Source organism: Micromonospora sp. NBC_00898, assembly GCF_045207895.1.
In the GTDB taxonomy this organism is placed as follows: domain Bacteria; phylum Actinomycetota; class Actinomycetes; order Mycobacteriales; family Micromonosporaceae; genus Micromonospora.
The window spans coordinates 988,844-1,004,864 of sequence record NZ_CP108775.1; the positions used below are offsets into that span (position 1 = coordinate 988,844).

The following is a 16,021-nucleotide window of genomic DNA, read 5'->3' on the forward strand; positions in this document are numbered from 1 at the left end:
ACCATGCCTGTCACCACCATCGCCGGCCGTGACGTCCACGTCGACGAGGAAGGCTTTCTCACCGTTTACGACGAGTGGGACGAGGACCTGGCCAAGCAACTGGCCGCGCAGATCGGTATCGACCTGACCGACGCGCACTGGAAGGCCATCCGGTTCCTGCGGGACGACTACCGCACCAAGGGCGAAACGGCGACGCTGCGTCGCGTGACGGTCGTGGGCGGTATCCCGACCAAGGAACTGTTCACCCTGTTCCCCAAGAAGCCGGCCAAGAAGATGGCCTACATCGCCGGCCTGCCCAAGCCCCACGGCTGCGTGTGAGGAGACGAACAATGACCACAGTGAACACTGCGCCGGCGATCGTGCCGAACTTTGACGACGACACCGCGACCGGGCGCAAGCTCGCCATCATCTGCTCCAAGGGCAACCTCGACATGGCGTACCCCGGACTGGTCCTCGCCAACGCCGCGCTCGGCGAAGGCGTGGACACGCACCTGTTCTTCACCTTCTGGGGCTTCGACGTGATCACCAAGTCGCGGATGCACGATCTGAAGTTCACCCCGCTGGGCAACACCGCCACCCACCTGCCCCAGGGCCTGGGCGGCATCCCCGGCATGACCGCGATGGCCACCCACATGATGAAAAAGCAGATCGCCGACGTCGGCGTGCCCGAGGTGCCCGAGTTCCTCGAGCAGATTGTCGCCTCCGGCGGACACCTATGGGCCTGCCGCATGTCCGCCGACATGATGCATCTGACCGAAGCCGACCTCTACGAGGAGGTCGAGGGCATCATCAGCGCCGCCGACTTCATCGAGAAGACCGAAGGCGCCCAACTGCTGTTCATCTGACCCGACAACCGGAACAGGAGCCACATGCAGCCGGCCGGGTCGGTTCATGCACGCTTCGACATGGCTACCGACCGGCCGGCGCGGGTCGCCGCTATCCGTGTCACGGTGAACCAGGCGCTGCCGTCTGACCTGCTCGACCTGTTCGTTCGCCGGGCCGACCCGCCGCTGTGCGAGTTGCTCACCGACCGGGACGACCTCACCCGGGCCCACCGAAGGCTGCTCGCCGCCCGTGGCGGATCGGACGTTGCGGTTCGGCTTGCCCGCCGCGGACTGCTCGACCGGGGGGACATCGAGCTTGACGACGTGGCGGTACTGCTCGCTCTGCTTGGCGAGGGCAACGGCCGGCCAGAGTGGGCTCGCCGCCTCGCCCGGCACCCCGACCTGGAGGTACGTGCTCGCCTCGCTGGCGTTGGAGATCTTCCACCCGACGTGGTGAGGTTGCTCGCCGCTGACTCGGTCATGCCGGCGGCGTGGACGAGGAGTTCGGCGGTGAGCAGGTGCCCATGCCGGGCAGACTGCCGACGATCAGTGCGAGCGGGTGTTGGTCGAGGTTTTCGGTGATGAGGTCGTCGACGGGCGGCGATGCGTTGGTCGAGGGCGAGGACGACGGAGCAAGAGGCGGAGCCCACCGCCGTGAACCTATTAGAAGGTAAGCTGAAACCCCTAAATAGGGTGTATCATCGTTAATTGGTTAGGGTGTGGTTATATGCCGTTCCTGCGGTTCCTCTACTCCCAGCCAGGCAGGGTCATCCGCGTCGTCCTCGGGCTGGCGCTGATTCTTACCGGCGCTTCACTCGGCGGCTGGTGGTGGGCGCTGGCCGTGATAGGCCTGCTGCCGCTGGCCACCGGCATACTCGACATCTGCACACTGGGGCCGCTTTTCCACCGGCCGCTCTCCGGTCGCCGGTTCCGCGCGGACACAGTCAAGAGATGATGGCGTCTGGAGAACCGGCTCAGACGATCACGGGGGAAACCGTCTGAGCCGGTGCGGGCACAACATACACCCGCGGTACGGGCCGCGCTGTCCTCGCGGTGCCCTTGGTCGTGTGCTCATTGCCCCTGTGCTGGAACCGCGCTGGAGCAGCGAGCGTGTGCTCATCCAGCCCGACTGGAGGATGTCGGAGGGATCACCGCATCTGGCATCGGCGCCGCGTTGGACACGATGGCCCGGTGCCGCCCTGGACCCCTGGACCGGGGCCTGTTGAGCCCGAGCGGCAGGCTATCGGCGAGCGCTGCGCGGCGCCCACGTGTCCGTCGGGCTGGCGGGCCGTCCGGGGATCCCGGCGATGAACTCCCGCATCCGGGGCTCGCTGAGCCGTTGGGCGTCGAGCAACGGTGTGAGGGTGTCGAGTTCGGCCGCGTCGAGGACGCCTACCCTGCCCGGCCGGCGAGTCGGTCCTTTACCTGCAGCCCGTGCAGGCCGACACCGGGTGCCCTGGTGATGGCGCACCAGAGTCGGGCCCGCGCGTGGGCGGACAGGTGCGCGGCATGCCGCAGTTGTCGCGTGCGTGGCCCTGTCCGGATCTGCCTGTCGCCGCCGAGGACCCCGGTCACCGGTGCCGCACCAGTCGGGCCACGCGGCGAGAAGGTAGGCGCTTCGCAGGTACATCACCGAACCCGCGGTCCGCGCCCCTGGGGAGCCGGACCACGCTCTCTACGTCCGACGAACCTCACACCGGCCCTGACGAGCCTTCTTGTTGCAGCCGATGACCCGGCCTGGAGTCACCGTACCGGAGGTAGTCGGGTACTCTCTCGTTCTGCTACAGAACCACCGGTGGCTGCCCTGCGGGCAGCCGCGTCAGCTCCCCAGCAGCCGCCGGGTCCCCGGTGACCTGCCGATCGACACCCCGCAGCCAGGAGTCCGCCATGCGTGAGCGCCCGAACCCGCCGCGCCTGGAAAAGTCAGCGGCGGGGCGCCCGCAGGCGCCGGTCGGGGAACTGGCCGACACGATCGGTCGCCTGCGTCGGGCGCTGCGCCGCGGCGCCCGGGTCGCCGACCCGGGCAACCAGTTGTCGGTCGCCCAACTGGAGGTGGTGGCCAGCCTGGCCGAACATCCCGGCGCCCGGCCGAGTGAGCTGGCCCGCCTGCTGAACATGCGGCCGAACACGCTGACCACGCTGGTCAACGCACTCACCACGCAGGGCATGATCACTCGGCGGGCTGGCGCCGACCGCGACCGGCGGGCGGTCAGCCTCGCCGTCACCGACGACGGGCTGCGGGCTGTGCACGCCTGGCAGGCCACCAACAGCGCGGTGCTCAACCTGGCAGTCTCCGTTCTGACGCCGGCCCAGCGCACCGCCCTGGCCCGCGCCACACCGGCCTTGGGGGCCCTGGCGGAGGCCGTCGACCAGCTTGCCGACACCCCTCCGCCGGGCCCACGGGGTGAGATGTCCGACTGACGGTCCCGAGGCGGGTACGGCCGCACCCCCCGCACGACCGGCCGGTCAACTCCGAGGTGGAGGATCCCATGGCGTCCTTGTCGATCACGATGACGTTCCTGTCCGCTGGCGTCGTGGTGCTGTTGCTACGCGGACCCATGCGCGGCGCCGACGTGGGGACCTTCCGTGCCGCGTTTGACCGGGCGTTGCGCGGGCGCCCCTGGGAGGTTCGCCTGGACTTCGCGGATCTGGTGGACATCGAGGCCGCCGCCGCGGCTGCGGTCACCGCGGCCGCTCTGGACGCGTGCCGGGGCGGGACGCCGGTGACGATCGTTCGGGCCGCTGAGCAGGTACGGCGGCGGATGGCTCTCGCCGGCGGCGAGGACATCCTGGCGGCGACGGCCCCGGGGGGAGTGCGGCGGTGACGCTGAGCTACCTGCCGAGTCCCGCTCGTGGGGTGTGGCATCTCGGGCCGCTGCCGGTGCGGGCGTACGCGCTGTGCATCCTGGCCGGCATCGTGGTCGCGGTGCTGGTCACCCAGAGGCGGTGGGGCGCCCGGGGCGGGCGCGCCGACGACGTGCTCGACGTGGCGGTCTGGGCGGTGCCCTTCGGCGTCGTCGGGGGCCGGCTGTACCACGTCGTGACCGACCCGGAGCTGTACTTCACCGCGGGCCAGGATCCGGTTCGGGCCCTCTACATCTGGGATGGTGGCCTGGGCATCTGGGGTGCGGTCGCCCTCGGCGCGGTCGGCGCCTGGATCGGCTGCCGCCGCCGCCGCATCAGCCTCGCCGCGTTCGCCGACGCCCTGGCTCCCGGGCTGGCCGTCGCGCAGGCGATCGGCCGCTGGGGCAACTACTTCAACCAGGAACTGTTCGGCCGCCCCACCAGCCTGCCGTGGGCGCTGCGGATCGACCCCGCGCACCGCCCGCCGGACACACCCGACGTCGCGCTGTACCACCCGACGTTCCTGTACGAATCGCTGTGGAACCTCGCCGTCGCGGGCCTACTGATCTGGGCGGACCGGCGCTACCGGCTCACCCGCGGGCGGCTGTTCGCCCTCTACGTCGCCGCCTACACCGCGGGTCGGGCGTGGGTGGAGGCGCTGCGCGTCGACCACGCCAACCACATCCTCGGGCTACGGCTGAACACCTGGACGTCGCTGGTGGTGTTCCTCGGCGCCGTCACCTACCTGATGATCGGTGGCCGCCGGGGCCACGACGGCGGTGGCGACCCGGGGGAACAGGACGGAGACCCGGCCCTCAACCGGTGACCTCGTGGCCGGCGGTGTGCGCCCCGGTCCGCGCTCTTCCCGCACCACCCCGCGGTGGCCGCCAGTGGTCGCTGGTCCATAAGGACGAAGGTCCCGGGCCGGGAGCCGAGTGGATCTGCCCGCGCGGCGGTCGCCGGTGTTGGCTGGATGGCGAGGGGTACACCGCGCCAAGGAGGCGATCGTATGGGCCAGGTACGGGCCGCTACCGCGGCCGAGGACACCGCCAGCATGGATGTCACGTTCGTGGCCGGTGAGTCGTACGAGGTGGTGGTCCGCGGGCACCGGATCCGGGTGGACCAGCCGCCGGAGGCCGGCGGCGGCGACGAGGCGCCGACGCCGGTGGAGTTGTTCGTGGCGTCGCTGGCCACCTGTGTCGGCTTCTACGCCGGCCAGTACCTGACACGGCACGGCCTGAGCCGGGACGGACTCGGCGTGTCAGTGGACTTCCGCATGGCGTCGGACAGGCCCGCCCGGGTGGCCGGGGTGCACCTGTCGGTACGGGCACCCGAGGGGTTCCCGCCGGCGCGCCGGGAGGGTCTGCTGGCTGTGGCGTCGCACTGCACCGTGCACAACAGCCTGGTCACGGCACCGGAGATCGTCATCGACGTGCGGTGAGCCGGGTACGCGTCCGGATTGGTAACGACGGTGAGCACGGGTGCTGCGCTACGGTCGGGTCGCCACCACGACGGTGTCGAGGGCGTCGATGGTGCCGCCGTCGGTGGGAACGGGCCGGCGGGCGGTGTCGGCCCGGCGGATCCGTAGGCCGTCGAGTTCGGCGACGACGGTCTCGGGTGTCTGCAGCACGGTCGGGTCCTGCGGGCCGCCGATCCCGTCGGTGAGGTTGGCCCGGTCGTGGCCGACGAGGACCAGGCTGCCGCCGGGGCGCAGCGCACGCTTTGCCCGGTGCAGGATCGCGGCCAGGTCGGCGGCGGGCAGGTGCAGGTAGGCGATGAGCACCAGGTCGAACGTGTCGGCCGGTGGTTCGTAGGTGGTGAGGTCGGCGACCTGCCAGTCGACCTGCACACCACGCTGCCGGGCCAGGTTCCGGCCCCGTGCGATCGCCACCGGGGAGAAGTCGACGGCGGTGACCTGCCACCCGTGTTCGGCCAGCCAGATCGCGTTGCGTCCCTCACCGGCGGCCAGGTCCAAGGCCCTTCCGGGTGTCAGGTCGGCGGTTTCCTCGACCACGAACCGGTTGGGTTCGGCGGTCCACACCAGGTCGGGACTGGTGGCGTACCGGGTGTCCCACGCGTGGCTGTCCACAGCGCTGCTCCTCTCACGAAGGCGATTCCGGGGTCGATGATCCTCGCATCGGCGGCCCCGGCCGTCGTGGCGGCCGGATCCGGGGTGGCCAGCGGCGGGCCGCCGAGCCCGTGGCGGCCGGGTGCGACCGGCCGCGACGATGGCGTCGGGCCACGACAGCCGCGGTCGCGCCTGGGCGGTGGCCGAGGTCGGTGACCCGGACCGGGTCGAGGCCGTGGCCCTCGTCGTCGGTGAAACGCTGCGCGTTCCGCCGCTCATCCGCGAGACCTCCCGCGGCGCTCCGTCGCCTAGCGCGACGGCACCTCCGGCAAGGCACGGCAGCGCCCGGAAACGTTGACCACCGGTGCTACCAATGACGTGCATCGGGGCGGCGGGCACAGTTCACGTCGACGATGCCGGCCGGCCATCGTCGTCGCGCAAAGTCCACCGTCGGGCCCGGTGCCGCCCTGCGAGCGAACCGGCCGCGGTCGGACGATCCGGCTGTCCGAGCCCCGGCGCCGGGCGAATCCCGAAGCCGCTAGTCATCGACCTACCGTGAGGGGAAGACCCATGCCCCTGTCCGTCTCCAAGACCCGACTCGTGCTGTCGGCGGTCACCGCCGCTGCTACCGCTGCCGTCGTGGCCGCCCTCGGCGGCAGCACCGGCGCGGCCGCCGACGGCCAGCACGACGACCACGATGGGCGCGTCAAGCTCGACCGCGCCTTCGTGATCATGCTGGAGAACCACTCCCAGCAGGGCGTCGTCGGTGACCCCAACGCGCCCTTCACGACCTCGCTGGCCAACACCTACGGCAACGCCGAGAACTACTACGGCGTAACCCACCCCAGCCTGCCCAACTACGTGGCCGCCCTCAGCGGCTCCAACTGGTGGTCCAACACCGACGATCCGACCCAGCGTTTCGACCACACCAACCTGGTTGACACCCTCGAGCAGGCGCACCTGACCTGGGGCGGATACATGGAAGCCATGCCGGCGAACGACAAGCTCGCCGACTACTGGCCGAGCAAGAGCAACCCGCTGTACGCCTCGAAGCACAATCCGTTCGTGCTCTTCCCCGACATCCGGGACGACGCCGCACGGATGAGCAACGTCAAGCCGTACTCGGACCTTGCCGCCGACCTCGACTCGGGGCACGCGCCGAACTTCGTGTTCATCTCCCCGGACCAGTGCAACGACATGCACGGCGGGGTCTACACGCCCGTCGACGGTCAGCCGGAGACCCCCTGCGCGTACGGTTCGAGCAGCGACGACGCCAACGACGCCGCCCTCAAGCAGAAGGCGGACGCGTTCGTCAAGCAGGCGGTCACCACGATCATGCACGGCAAGGCGTGGACCGAGCATTCGGCGATCTTCATCGTCGCCGATGAGGGTGACTACAACGCCGACCCGAACAACGGCGGCTGGGAATCCCCGGCCGGCTGCTGCGACTCCCCCGTCCTGCCGGCCGGGGCCAAGGACGTCAGCCCCAGCTGGCCGGGTGGCGTCTACGGCGGCGGCAAGGTACCCGCGATCGTGGTCACCGGCGGCAAGCCGCAGCACCACGTCAGCCAGGTGGCCTACAACCACTACTCGCTGCTGCGCACCCTCGAGGACGCCTGGGGTCTGCCGGAACTCGGCTACACCAGCGACCACGCGCAGGTAAAGACGATGGACGAGTTCCTGCAGCACTGACCGGTTCCGGCGACGGCCGGCGTCGCGCCTGCGGGCGCGGTGCCGGCCGTCGTCGTTCTCGGGAACCTCGACGGGCCTGCACCGGGTCCATGCGGTCCATCGGGCGCCGTTGCGTTGTGAGGTCGGCGGACGTGTTGAACCCGTCTCGGGTCCGAGGTCAGATCGCCAGGGCGAGTTCGGTGAACGCCGCGGCGACCCGTGTGGCCAGCGGGGCGTCAACGGCGAGTTCGTAGTGTCGCGTCCGAGGTTCTGCATGAACGCGTGGCCGGCGATGATCACCTGCGCTGTCTTGTTGTCCGAAGCCCGCGCATCGGTCAAAACCGGTGCTTGAGCTGGCTGTGATCGGCCTCGATCGGATTGTTGGCGTACTGCTCGATGGGCCGGCCAGGTTCAGCACCGCGTTGCCCGGCTGGACGGTTCACGCCTAGAACTCAGCCCGACGGAGCCTGCGTTCCTTAACGGCGAGCGCCGCACCGGCCATCTGATCTGGGAGCGCGCATCGCGCTAACTCTGGAGACTAGACAGGGTTGCAGCAGGCCGTTGTGGCGCGCCACACCCACTCCGACCAGCAGCGATGAGTTTCCGAACGACACAGGGTCAGATAGGCGTGCATCCACACGCGCAGCCGGCGCGCTGAGTCATCGTCCGCTGCAGCGGTCAATCCGACACCTCCGAGAACCCTCAGTACTGTAAGGCCTCATTGCGTATTGGTCCTACCAGCACGTCTCACCCCACGGCATCTAATTTGATCTTGAACCTCCGAGGGTCGTGTGGGGCCGACCGGGTTTGGATGAACGGCGACCGGGCCGCTCGACCACGACGTCGCCGGGCTGGCTCTGCAGTGGTTCGCCTGCCGCCATCGATGCTGGCTTGGACGCGTCGATGCGGAGACCAGCCGATCAAGGTGCCGGCCGCCCGTGACCAGCCGCGATGCTCGCTCGCCGCGTGGGGTGGCCGCAGATCTATGCACTCACTCTGCGGGGCGGCATGATAACGGAATGAGACGGCGGTGTGTCCTGTACGGACTCCTAGTGTTCTGTCTCAGTTTTGACTAGCCGTTTGCTGGAGGGCGACTCGTCCACGTCGGACCTTGGCCAGGATCGATTCGGCTGTGGCGGTCCACACGAACGGCTTCGGGTCGTCGTTGTGCATGCGCCGGTACTCCTCGATGGCGGCGACGAGGTCGTCGATGCTGCGGAACACGCCACGGCGGATCATCTTCTCGGTCAGGTCGGCGAACCAGCGCTCAACCAGGTTGAGCCAGGACGAGCTGGTCGGGGTGAAGTGAGCTTCCACCCCGGGACCGGACACCGGGGTTCTCACGCTGCGAGGGCGTGGGTGTGACGATACCCGAGGCGGGCCTCGGTGGGTGTGCGGTATCCAATGGTCGAATGTAGACGGTTTGTGTTGTAGTAGGCCAGGTAGGCGAAGACCGCTTGGCGAGCGGCGGCGCGGGTGGGCCAGACCTTGGTGCCGACCTCGGTTTTCAGGGTCGCGAAGAAGCTTTCCGCGGCCGCATTGTCATAGCAAGATCCAGTACGGCCCATCGATGCCCGTAGCCGATGTCTGCGCAGGCAGCGGCGGAACTCGGTGGAGGTGTACTGCGATCCGCGGTCCGAGTGGAAGATCGCGCCCTTGCCGGTCAGGCCCCGGCGGGCGGCCAGGGTGATCGCGTTGCAGGCCAGCTCGGCGCGCATGTGCTCGGCCATCGCGTGCCCGACCACCTCGCGGGTGTGCAGGTCGATGACGGTGGCCAGATACAGCCAGCCCTCCTCGGTGGGCAGGTACGTGATGTCGCCGACCAGCTTCTCGCCCGGCGCGGCGGCGGTGAAGCCCCTGCCGAGCAGATCCGGGGCCGGTGGCGCGGTCACATCCTGCTTGGTCAGCGATCGGCGTCGCCGGCGCGTGAAGCCCACGATCCCGCGCTGACGCATGATCCGCTCGACCTTCTTGCGGTTGACCCGCCGGCCGCGCCGGCGTAGCTCCACCGTCACGCGCGGGGACCCGTACGCCTGTCGGTGCGCCGCGTGGATCGCGGTGATCTCCGCAGCGAGCGCGTCCTCGTCCTGCTCACGCTGCTCGCGGGCCTCCGCGGCGTGCAACCACTCGTAGAAGCCCTGGCGGCGCACCCGCAGGACTCGACACAGCCGCGTGACGCCGTAGGTGGCGCGCTCGGCGGAGATGAAGCGGTAGCGGCTGGTCAATGCCCCATCTCCTTGGCAAAATATTGGGCTGCCTTGCGGAGAATGTCCTTCTCCAGCTCCAGCTCCCGCACCCGAGCACGCAGCTTGCGCAGCTCTTCGCGCTCGGTGAGCGTCAACTCGGGCTCCGCGGACCGGCCGCCGGCCTCCCTACGCTCCTCGGCCCGGACCCAACCACGCAGCGTCTCATGGTTGACGCCCAGGTCACGGGCTATCTGCCGCAACGGCGAGTCCGACGAACGGACCAACGCCACCGCGTCCTTACGGAACTGCTCGGTGTACTGCGAGGGACGTGCCACCAGGGCATCCTTCCTCCTGGCTCATCTGCCAGGGATCAGGGTGTCCGGCCCGAGGGGGGAAGCTCAGAAGTGCAGGTGAAAACGCGGGTGCTTGGCCAGCCATGCCTTGACGTTGGGGTGGGTGTGGGTGCCGTAGTTGCCGACGATCATGTGGATCTGCAGCTTGCGGGGCACGCAGGTGTCGATCGTGCGGAGGAACAGCAGGAACTCGTCGTGCCGGTGCCGGGCGAAGCACTTGCCGATGACCTTGCCGGTCAGCACATCCAACGCGGCGAACAGGGTCGTGGTGCCGTGGCGCTTGTAGTCGTGGGTCATGGTGCCGGCCCGCCCGGGCTTGAGCGGCAGGCTCGGCTGGGTGCGGTCCAGGGCCTGGATCTGCGACTTTTCGTCCATGCACAAGACCACCGCCTTGTCCGGCGGGTTCAGGTACAGGCCCACGACGTCGACGAGCTTCTCCTCGAACCGCTTGTCGTTGGACAGCTTGAACGTCTCGACCAGGTGCGGCTTGAGCCCTCGGGCGTCCCACACCCGCTGCACCGTCGCCGGACTCACACCGACCTTGGCCGCCATCGACCGGCACGACCAGTGCGTCGCCCCCTGCGGCTTCGAGTGCAGCGTCAACTCCACAATCTGGTCGATCGTGGCCTGCGGGATCGACGCCCTACGGCCACGGCCCGGCGCGACCCTGCCCAGATCGGCCAGCCCACGCTCGGCGAACTCGGACCGCCATGCCCGCACCGTCACCCGGGTCACCCCGGCCAGCACCGCATTGTCGGCGTTGGACATTCCGTCCGCGGCGCGCAGCAGCACTTGCGCCCGCTGCACCAGCCGATGCTCGACCGTACGCGACTTGGCAAGAGACTCCAGCAGTTCCCGCTGGCCGGGTTCGAGCACCAGTGGTGCGGCAGCACGTGTCACGTCCAGAGCCTACTAAAACGGCTAGCTATTTGCGAGACAGAACACTAGGCAATTTCGGCTTTCCGGCTATCCGCCAGCCCTGTGACCTGCACCTTCACATGATCCTCATGTCCAGAACGCCCCGCATCTGTGGAACCCCGGCAACGGATCGGGGTGGTAATGGAACACCGGCTCGCTCACGAGCTCATCATTCCAACTGTTGATCACCGTCCTGGCCGGGGGCACCCGTCTTTACCAGCTTGTGCACGACTTCAAGCATGAGCCAGAGGAGAGCCGATTCGGTCGATCCGATATCCCGTGGCCGAACTCTCATGCCGCGATCCGCGCGTGGCGGAGCGTGACGGCGACCGCTACCGCTCGGCATCCTGATCTGTCGAGATGAGGATGTGTGGCGGGTGGGCAGCCGAACGCCGTGGGCGTAACGAGCTCCAAGAGCAGCAGGCGCGGCCCCCCTGGCCAGCAGGAATGCTGATCAGGGGCCGTTGTCGTTGATCCTGCGGAGTCCGGCTGAATCCAGTCCGTTGCGACTCGTTGTGAACAGATCGGGCAGGTCGATCATGGCGCTGAGGGCGTACGTGAGCGGTCGGGCGGTCCTGGCGGGCGCGTCGTCGTTCGCCGCGATCACCGACTGGCTGCACGATCTGGACGAGCAGTCCCGCGGCCGGCTCGGCTTCCGGCTATCCATGAGAAGTGGTGGCGGGGCGCTTCCGTGTCTACATGCGGGCTTGGCGGCGGCCTGCGATTGTGCCGGCTGCAAGCGTGATCACCATGATCGCCGTGAGGATAAGGATCGTGGTGATGGAGGTTTCTAGTTTCCACCCTGCTTGTTTGAAGTAGAGCTGGTAGGTGGCTTGTGCCAAGGCTGGCGCCAGGAGAAGCACCGAGGCGACGATGGGCATCCGCGCATCGATGGGCGCGGTGATGACGGCCAGTGCGGCGAACGCGTACAGGGACATCAGTGGTGCGTCCGACCAGCCGTTGATCGGGCTCGGCGTCAAAGCGACGACTGCCAGCGCCCCGAGGACGGGCCAGGCCCACGGTTTGGTCACGGGCGTTCGGGGTGCGCGGAGCAGTCGTAGCAAGGCCAGCGAAGCCAGCAGCGCTGGCCAAAACTGGGGAACAATCGCGTACTGGAGGCTATGAACCGACCAGAACCAGAACGATTGGTCCCACCAATTTGCCGACCAATGTTGCGCGACCACGGTCAATATCGCCGCAGCGAATGCCAGTCGGTAGCTACCCCACGCCGCAGCGAAAAGCGCGATGGTCAGCAGCGCCGGAATGACGATGAACCACCATGTGTCGGGTTTGTACGGGCCCTTCGACAGCATGGTCGCCAAGAATGAGATCGGACCCCCGGCCCAGAGCGTCATGCCGTACACGAGCAGGGACAGCGCGGACAGTCGCAGCGCGGAGTATCCCAGCGCCGATCGCGAGCCGAGACGGTCAACACCGGTGCGGGCGCGTAGCCCTCCGACCACGAGCGCCGCCGCTTCTCGAAGGTTCGCCCGCCGCCGCTCGCCGTCAGCCGTGGCGAGCAGGGTTTCGAGCATCTCGTCGGCGCGATACTGCTGGTAGGCGCGGGGGTAGGCCCGCAGTAGCCACCGGTAACGGCGCTCCAGCTCAGTCATCATGCCGGCACCACCCAACCCGCCATCGAGCGGACGGAACGGTCACGAACGACGCTCGCCGCCGCAGCCATCCGCTCTGCTTCCGCACGCAGCGCGGACATACCTCGCTGGGTCAGCTCGTAGGTGCGGCGGGCACGGCCGTTGACCACCGCCTCCTCGGCCACCCGCACCATCTCTTCACCGGTGAGCCGGTCCAAAGCGGCGTAGAGGGTGCCCGTCGTGAGGCGCACCCGCCCGCCGGACAACTCCTGCGCCCGCTTGACGATCGCGTAGCCGTGCAAGGGTTCGTCCTGCAACGCGGCCAAGATGAAGTAGGTAGGTTCGCGCATCGACGCGAAGGAACCAGTCATGCCGTCAACATAAGCAGATGATCGACACATAGGTCAAGACTCGATGTGCGCGACGGCAGCTACGCGGAGTGGATGGCGTTTGTCGCTCGACGCCGGGCGCGAGTCCTGTGGACCCTCCGGCGCGGCGACTGCCTTCGGCAGTTCGTGTCGCGGCCATGTCGCCGATGCTGGTCGGAACGGTGTTTGTGCTGGTCAGCGCAGCGGCGTTGGCGCTCTGTAAATCCGTCGCGAAAGCTACAGAGGTTCGAATCCTCTACCCGCCACCAGGTGCGAGAACGGCCCCTGACCAGCAGAAACGCGGCCGGGGCCGATCTTGTCTAGTCCCGCTGAGTCCCGCCGTTACCCGCCATCGCTCACACTCGGGGAGCGTATCGGGGGCAGCATCGGACGCCCGGATCATCGTCGGGAAATCGGACAACCGCCGGCGTCTGCTCAGACGCAGCGCACCAGCCGGAAGCGCTGGGTCAGCACCAGCGTGTCGTCATCGACGGTGAAGCCGGGGTCGCCGAGCTCTGCGCGCACTTCCGCGCTGTGCCAGAACGTCTCGTGTCCCGCCCGCCACTGCGTCACCGACTCATCACCCTCGCCCTCGTCGAGGGCGTGTTGCAGGTCGACATCGGCCAGCCGGACCACCCGCACCTCGGTCAGCTCGATCACCGCAACCCGCAGGTGCTCAGAGTCCACCACCGCCGATCGTTGGCCGACCTCCGGCAGCGGCTCGTTCGCGCGCTCGTATCCGAGCACCAGGGCGGAAGTCGTGGTCTTCGCGCCGGATAGGATCGCGGCCACCAGTTTGTCCCGTAGCGGCCCGGGAAACGCGAACTCCGCCCGCGGAAGATCATCGAGGTCCATGCCAGGAAGGGTACGCGAGCGGTTAGCCGCGACTGACGTCTCGCTTACAAGGCGCTTTCGGCAAAGGTCGTAGCGTCCGCTGACGTCCACGGGGGTTCGGCTCCGAGGCAGCACCCGTCCGCACTCGTCCGGCCTCGGCCGCCACCGTTGATGTCAACGACTGATGTCAGGTCGCCGCTGCTGCCGGCTCCCTGCCCGCTAAGGAGTGACCCCGTCGGGGGGAGCCTGGTCCTGGCCGTCAGACACTGTCGATGGGTGTCATCCTGTGTGCCTGCGTACCGGCTGCCTTGCCGCTTCTTCTGGCCTTTATCTGCTGCCTTGTAACGCGAGTGGCAGTGGCGGCAGTAGAGGCATGGTTTCTGGGTGGACCGGTCGACGGGAGACTGATGCCGGTGGAGGTGACCGCCGACGGCAGTCCACCGGCGGTGGTGAAGCTGCCTCAGACGGGCGTTTACGTCGGGGCGAGCCACCTCGCGGCGCCCGCGGTTGAGCACGTCTACGTCCTCGCTGACAGGCTTGATGACACGGAGGTCTACCAGTACCGGCCGCCCGCTTCAGCGGCGAGAGACTGACAGCTACCGCCGGCGAGACGGCTGTTTTGCAGTTGTTCGCTCGCAGACCATTGCTATGACGGTCGACACCTGTCTATATCGAAGTACCGCTATCTTCGATGAATGTGAGAGCCAACCGTGACCCGTACCCTGCGATGGGCCGCCACCCCAGCTGAGCCTGACGGCTCGACCAGATCGTCCGGCGCTCGGACCGCGGGTCAATGAGGCGGGGGAACGGGTGCATCTCACCGGCGCCAACCCACCGTCGTTCGGGGTGGCCCGAGTGGGTCCGGTGTACACGCCGCCCGGCCAGCGCGGCCGGGGTTGGGCCAGCAACGCGGGCGCCGAGGTCTCCCGCCGGATCCAGGCCGAGGGTGCGCGGGTCTGCCTGTTCACCGACCGGGCGAACCCGACCTCGAACAAGATCTACGCCGCCCTTGGCTCCCGGCCGGTCGTCGACATGGCCAACCTTGTCATCGTCCGCTGAGCCCGAAGGCCGCTGCTGTGGTCACCACTTGTCCCACGGGATGGTCCAGTCGCCCACCCCGTCGGTGACCGTCATCGCGCGAGGGGTGTTGCGTACGTCGACCACGTCGCCGAGCCGGAACGTGTCGTAGAACCATCGGGCATTGTCCGGCCCGACGTTGATGCAGCCGTGCGAGGTGTTCCGGTCGCCCTGCGCATCGATGTTCCAGTCAGCCATGTGGACGAACTCGCCCGAGTACGAGATCCGCAGGCAGAGCGTGATGACCTCGTCGTAGTAGTTGGGGTCCTTGGGGTCGACGAGCCCGTAGCTCGCTGAGGTCATCCGGTGCGAGGGCTCCCGGGTCATCACCACGTGCGGGCCGGAGCGCGTCCAGTAGCTGATGACCTCTCCGTTCGCGCCCTTGGTGGTGCCGCCCTTGCCCATGCTGATCGGGATGTCCCGCACCACCTTGCCGTCGAGGTAGACCTTCATCCGGTGGGTGCTGGCGTCGGCGATGGCGATGCGGGACGGGCCGATGGTGAAGTTCGTGCTCGCGTTGGCGCCGCCGTAGACACCCTTGCCGAGATCCTGACCGAAGAGGTTGACCTTCACCGAGATCTTCGTGCCCGAGGTCCAGTACCTCGCCGGCCGCCAGTGCGCGTTCTGACCGTCGATCCAGCGCCACCGCCCCTCGACCGCCGGGCTGGTCTCCACCAGCATCGCCTTCTCCGCCTCGGCGCGGTTCTTGACGGGCCTGCTGAAGTGCACCATGACCGGCTGGCCGACCCCGTACGTGCCGCCGGTCTGCAGGGCGGTCAGCGCGTTGGCCTGGAACGCAACGGAGGCGACCCCGGACGGCTTGACAGTGCTGAAGCTGCTCTTGTGCTCCGTCAGCGCGCCGGTGGAGTCGGCAACCGACACGGTGACCGTGTAGGTCTTGCCGTAGGCCAGCTTGCCGGTCGAACGCCACGTCCGAGCGTCGTCACCCGGCTTGCCGGCGACGGTCTTGCCCCCCGCGGACACCGAGACGTCCTTGAGCGTGCCACCCTCCACCGCCACCACGACCGGCTCGGTGGGCGAGACCTTCGTGGCGTCGGCGCCCGGCGTGACGGTCACCCGGACCTCGGCCACAGGCGGATCCTCCGCTGCCAGACCGGGCTGCGACCACGACGCGTTGGACGAGGTCTTCGGGCTGCAACCTGCCGTCACCAGGCCGGCGGTGACACCCAGACCGGTGGCGATCAACTTTCGACGACTGATCATGGCGTCCAGATCCTGAGCATCCTCTCCGCCCAGTCGATCGCTGGCGTAGGCGAAGACGGCGT

Annotated in this window: 18 protein-coding genes and 3 pseudogenes; 12 read left to right on the forward strand and 9 right to left on the reverse strand. The window is 68.4% G+C overall.

Annotated elements, in window-relative coordinates; genetic code table 11:
- Positions 1 to 3: 3 nt before the first annotated feature.
- The 9 genes and pseudogenes from OG799_RS04630 to OG799_RS04670 all read left to right on the forward strand — a co-directional run bounded on the left by OG799_RS04630 (position 4) and on the right by OG799_RS04670 (position 5,109).
- Positions 4 to 318, forward strand: a complete 315-nt coding sequence (locus OG799_RS04630; protein ID WP_139582852.1) for a TusE/DsrC/DsvC family sulfur relay protein — start codon at positions 4 to 6, stop codon at positions 316 to 318.
- A gap of 11 nt (positions 319 to 329) precedes the next feature.
- Positions 330 to 845 carry a DsrE/DsrF/DrsH-like family protein gene (locus OG799_RS04635; RefSeq protein WP_406043410.1) on the forward strand — a complete coding sequence of 172 codons (516 nt, stop codon included), beginning with the start codon at positions 330 to 332 and terminating at the stop codon, positions 843 to 845.
- A gap of 42 nt (positions 846 to 887) precedes the next feature.
- Positions 888 to 956, forward strand: a pseudogene (locus OG799_RS04640) (OsmC family peroxiredoxin); the annotation flags it as partial.
- Positions 957 to 1,140: 184 nt separating this feature from the next.
- Entirely contained in the window at positions 1,141 to 1,281 is a 141-nt protein-coding gene (locus OG799_RS04645) for a hypothetical protein (RefSeq protein ID WP_406046525.1), read from the forward strand.
- Positions 1,282 to 1,551: 270 nt separating this feature from the next.
- Positions 1,552 to 1,779, forward strand: coding sequence for a DUF2892 domain-containing protein (locus tag OG799_RS04650; RefSeq protein ID WP_406043412.1), 228 nt, complete (start codon positions 1,552 to 1,554; stop codon positions 1,777 to 1,779).
- A gap of 932 nt (positions 1,780 to 2,711) precedes the next feature.
- Positions 2,712 to 3,245 carry a MarR family winged helix-turn-helix transcriptional regulator gene (locus OG799_RS04655; protein ID WP_406043414.1) on the forward strand — a complete coding sequence of 178 codons (534 nt, stop codon included), beginning with the start codon at positions 2,712 to 2,714 and terminating at the stop codon, positions 3,243 to 3,245.
- A gap of 68 nt (positions 3,246 to 3,313) precedes the next feature.
- Positions 3,314 to 3,649, forward strand: coding sequence for an STAS domain-containing protein (locus OG799_RS04660; RefSeq protein ID WP_406043416.1), 336 nt, complete (start codon positions 3,314 to 3,316; stop codon positions 3,647 to 3,649).
- The gene (gene lgt, locus OG799_RS04665; protein WP_406043418.1) at positions 3,646 to 4,494 is read left to right on the forward strand and encodes a prolipoprotein diacylglyceryl transferase; all 849 of its coding nucleotides are present in this window, start codon (positions 3,646 to 3,648) and stop codon (positions 4,492 to 4,494) included. Before OG799_RS04660 ends, lgt begins: the two co-directional genes overlap by 4 nt.
- A gap of 183 nt (positions 4,495 to 4,677) precedes the next feature.
- Positions 4,678 to 5,109: an OsmC family protein gene (locus OG799_RS04670; RefSeq protein WP_406043420.1), complete on the forward strand. Its 432-nt coding sequence runs from the start codon at positions 4,678 to 4,680 to the stop codon at positions 5,107 to 5,109.
- A 48-nt stretch (positions 5,110 to 5,157) separates the two neighbouring features.
- Here the strand turns inward: OG799_RS04670 and OG799_RS04675 are convergent, their stop codons facing one another.
- Positions 5,158 to 5,757, reverse strand: coding sequence for a class I SAM-dependent methyltransferase (locus tag OG799_RS04675; protein ID WP_406043422.1), 600 nt, complete (start codon positions 5,755 to 5,757; stop codon positions 5,158 to 5,160).
- A 549-nt stretch (positions 5,758 to 6,306) separates the two neighbouring features.
- Here OG799_RS04675 and OG799_RS04680 point away from each other — a divergent pair.
- Positions 6,307 to 7,428 (forward strand): alkaline phosphatase family protein, encoded by a 1,122-nt coding sequence (locus OG799_RS04680; protein ID WP_406043424.1) that lies wholly within the window; start codon positions 6,307 to 6,309, stop codon positions 7,426 to 7,428.
- 1,041 nt (positions 7,429 to 8,469) lie between these two features.
- Here OG799_RS04680 and OG799_RS04685 read toward each other — a convergent pair.
- The 7 genes and pseudogenes from OG799_RS04685 to OG799_RS04715 all read right to left on the reverse strand — a co-directional run.
- Positions 8,470 to 8,730: pseudogene (locus OG799_RS04685) on the reverse strand (IS630 family transposase); the annotation flags it as partial.
- Between the two features lie 17 nt (positions 8,731 to 8,747).
- On the reverse strand, positions 8,748 to 9,632 hold the full coding sequence (locus OG799_RS04690; protein WP_406036413.1) for an IS3 family transposase: 885 nt from the start codon (positions 9,630 to 9,632) through the stop codon (positions 8,748 to 8,750).
- A complete protein-coding gene (locus tag OG799_RS04695; protein WP_406036412.1) occupies positions 9,629 to 9,928 on the reverse strand; it encodes a transposase in 300 nt (99 codons plus the stop codon). The genes OG799_RS04690 and OG799_RS04695 overlap by 4 nt, the downstream gene beginning before the upstream one ends.
- A 66-nt stretch (positions 9,929 to 9,994) precedes the next feature.
- Positions 9,995 to 10,846: pseudogene (locus OG799_RS04700) on the reverse strand (IS630 family transposase); the annotation flags it as partial.
- Positions 10,847 to 11,559: 713 nt separating this feature from the next.
- Positions 11,560 to 12,480, reverse strand: coding sequence for a hypothetical protein (locus OG799_RS04705; RefSeq protein ID WP_406043426.1), 921 nt, complete (start codon positions 12,478 to 12,480; stop codon positions 11,560 to 11,562).
- Positions 12,477 to 12,827, reverse strand: coding sequence for a PadR family transcriptional regulator (locus OG799_RS04710; protein ID WP_406043428.1), 351 nt, complete (start codon positions 12,825 to 12,827; stop codon positions 12,477 to 12,479). Before OG799_RS04710 ends, OG799_RS04705 begins: the two co-directional genes overlap by 4 nt.
- A 432-nt stretch (positions 12,828 to 13,259) precedes the next feature.
- A complete protein-coding gene (locus OG799_RS04715) occupies positions 13,260 to 13,679 on the reverse strand; it encodes an ASCH domain-containing protein (RefSeq protein WP_406043430.1) in 420 nt (139 codons plus the stop codon).
- Positions 13,680 to 13,930: 251 nt separating this feature from the next.
- On the opposite strand from OG799_RS04715, the gene OG799_RS04720 reads away from it, so the two are divergent.
- Together OG799_RS04720 and OG799_RS04725 are read left to right on the forward strand one after the other, a co-directional pair.
- On the forward strand, positions 13,931 to 14,251 hold the full coding sequence (locus OG799_RS04720; protein ID WP_406043432.1) for a hypothetical protein: 321 nt from the start codon (positions 13,931 to 13,933) through the stop codon (positions 14,249 to 14,251).
- Between the two features lie 262 nt (positions 14,252 to 14,513).
- A complete protein-coding gene (locus OG799_RS04725; RefSeq protein ID WP_406043434.1) occupies positions 14,514 to 14,717 on the forward strand; it encodes a GNAT family N-acetyltransferase in 204 nt (67 codons plus the stop codon).
- A gap of 21 nt (positions 14,718 to 14,738) precedes the next feature.
- Here OG799_RS04725 and OG799_RS04730 read toward each other — a convergent pair whose 3' ends face one another.
- A complete protein-coding gene (locus OG799_RS04730) occupies positions 14,739 to 15,959 on the reverse strand; it encodes an Ig-like domain-containing protein (RefSeq protein WP_406043436.1) in 1,221 nt (406 codons plus the stop codon).
- Between the last annotated feature and the right edge of the window lie 62 nt (positions 15,960 to 16,021).

Bases quoted from the DNA above. Each gene is read 5' to 3' on its own strand.
- OG799_RS04630 (WP_139582852.1), top strand. From the start codon at position 4: ATGCCTGTCACCACCATCGCCGGCCGTGACGTCCACGTCGACGAGGAA.
- OG799_RS04635 (WP_406043410.1), top strand. From the start codon at position 330: ATGACCACAGTGAACACTGCGCCGGCGATCGTGCCGAACTTTGACGAC.
- OG799_RS04650 (WP_406043412.1), top strand. From the start codon at position 1,552: ATGCCGTTCCTGCGGTTCCTCTACTCCCAGCCAGGCAGGGTCATCCGC.
- OG799_RS04655 (WP_406043414.1), top strand. From the start codon at position 2,712: ATGCGTGAGCGCCCGAACCCGCCGCGCCTGGAAAAGTCAGCGGCGGGG.
- OG799_RS04660 (WP_406043416.1), top strand. From the start codon at position 3,314: ATGGCGTCCTTGTCGATCACGATGACGTTCCTGTCCGCTGGCGTCGTG.
- OG799_RS04670 (WP_406043420.1), top strand. From the start codon at position 4,678: ATGGGCCAGGTACGGGCCGCTACCGCGGCCGAGGACACCGCCAGCATG.
- OG799_RS04680 (WP_406043424.1), top strand. From the start codon at position 6,307: ATGCCCCTGTCCGTCTCCAAGACCCGACTCGTGCTGTCGGCGGTCACC.
- OG799_RS04705 (WP_406043426.1), bottom strand. From the start codon at position 12,480: ATGATGACTGAGCTGGAGCGCCGTTACCGGTGGCTACTGCGGGCCTAC.
- OG799_RS04710 (WP_406043428.1), bottom strand. From the start codon at position 12,827: ATGACTGGTTCCTTCGCGTCGATGCGCGAACCTACCTACTTCATCTTG.
- OG799_RS04715 (WP_406043430.1), bottom strand. From the start codon at position 13,679: ATGGACCTCGATGATCTTCCGCGGGCGGAGTTCGCGTTTCCCGGGCCG.
- OG799_RS04720 (WP_406043432.1), top strand. From the start codon at position 13,931: ATGGGTGTCATCCTGTGTGCCTGCGTACCGGCTGCCTTGCCGCTTCTT.
- OG799_RS04730 (WP_406043436.1), bottom strand. From the start codon at position 15,959: ATGATCAGTCGTCGAAAGTTGATCGCCACCGGTCTGGGTGTCACCGCC.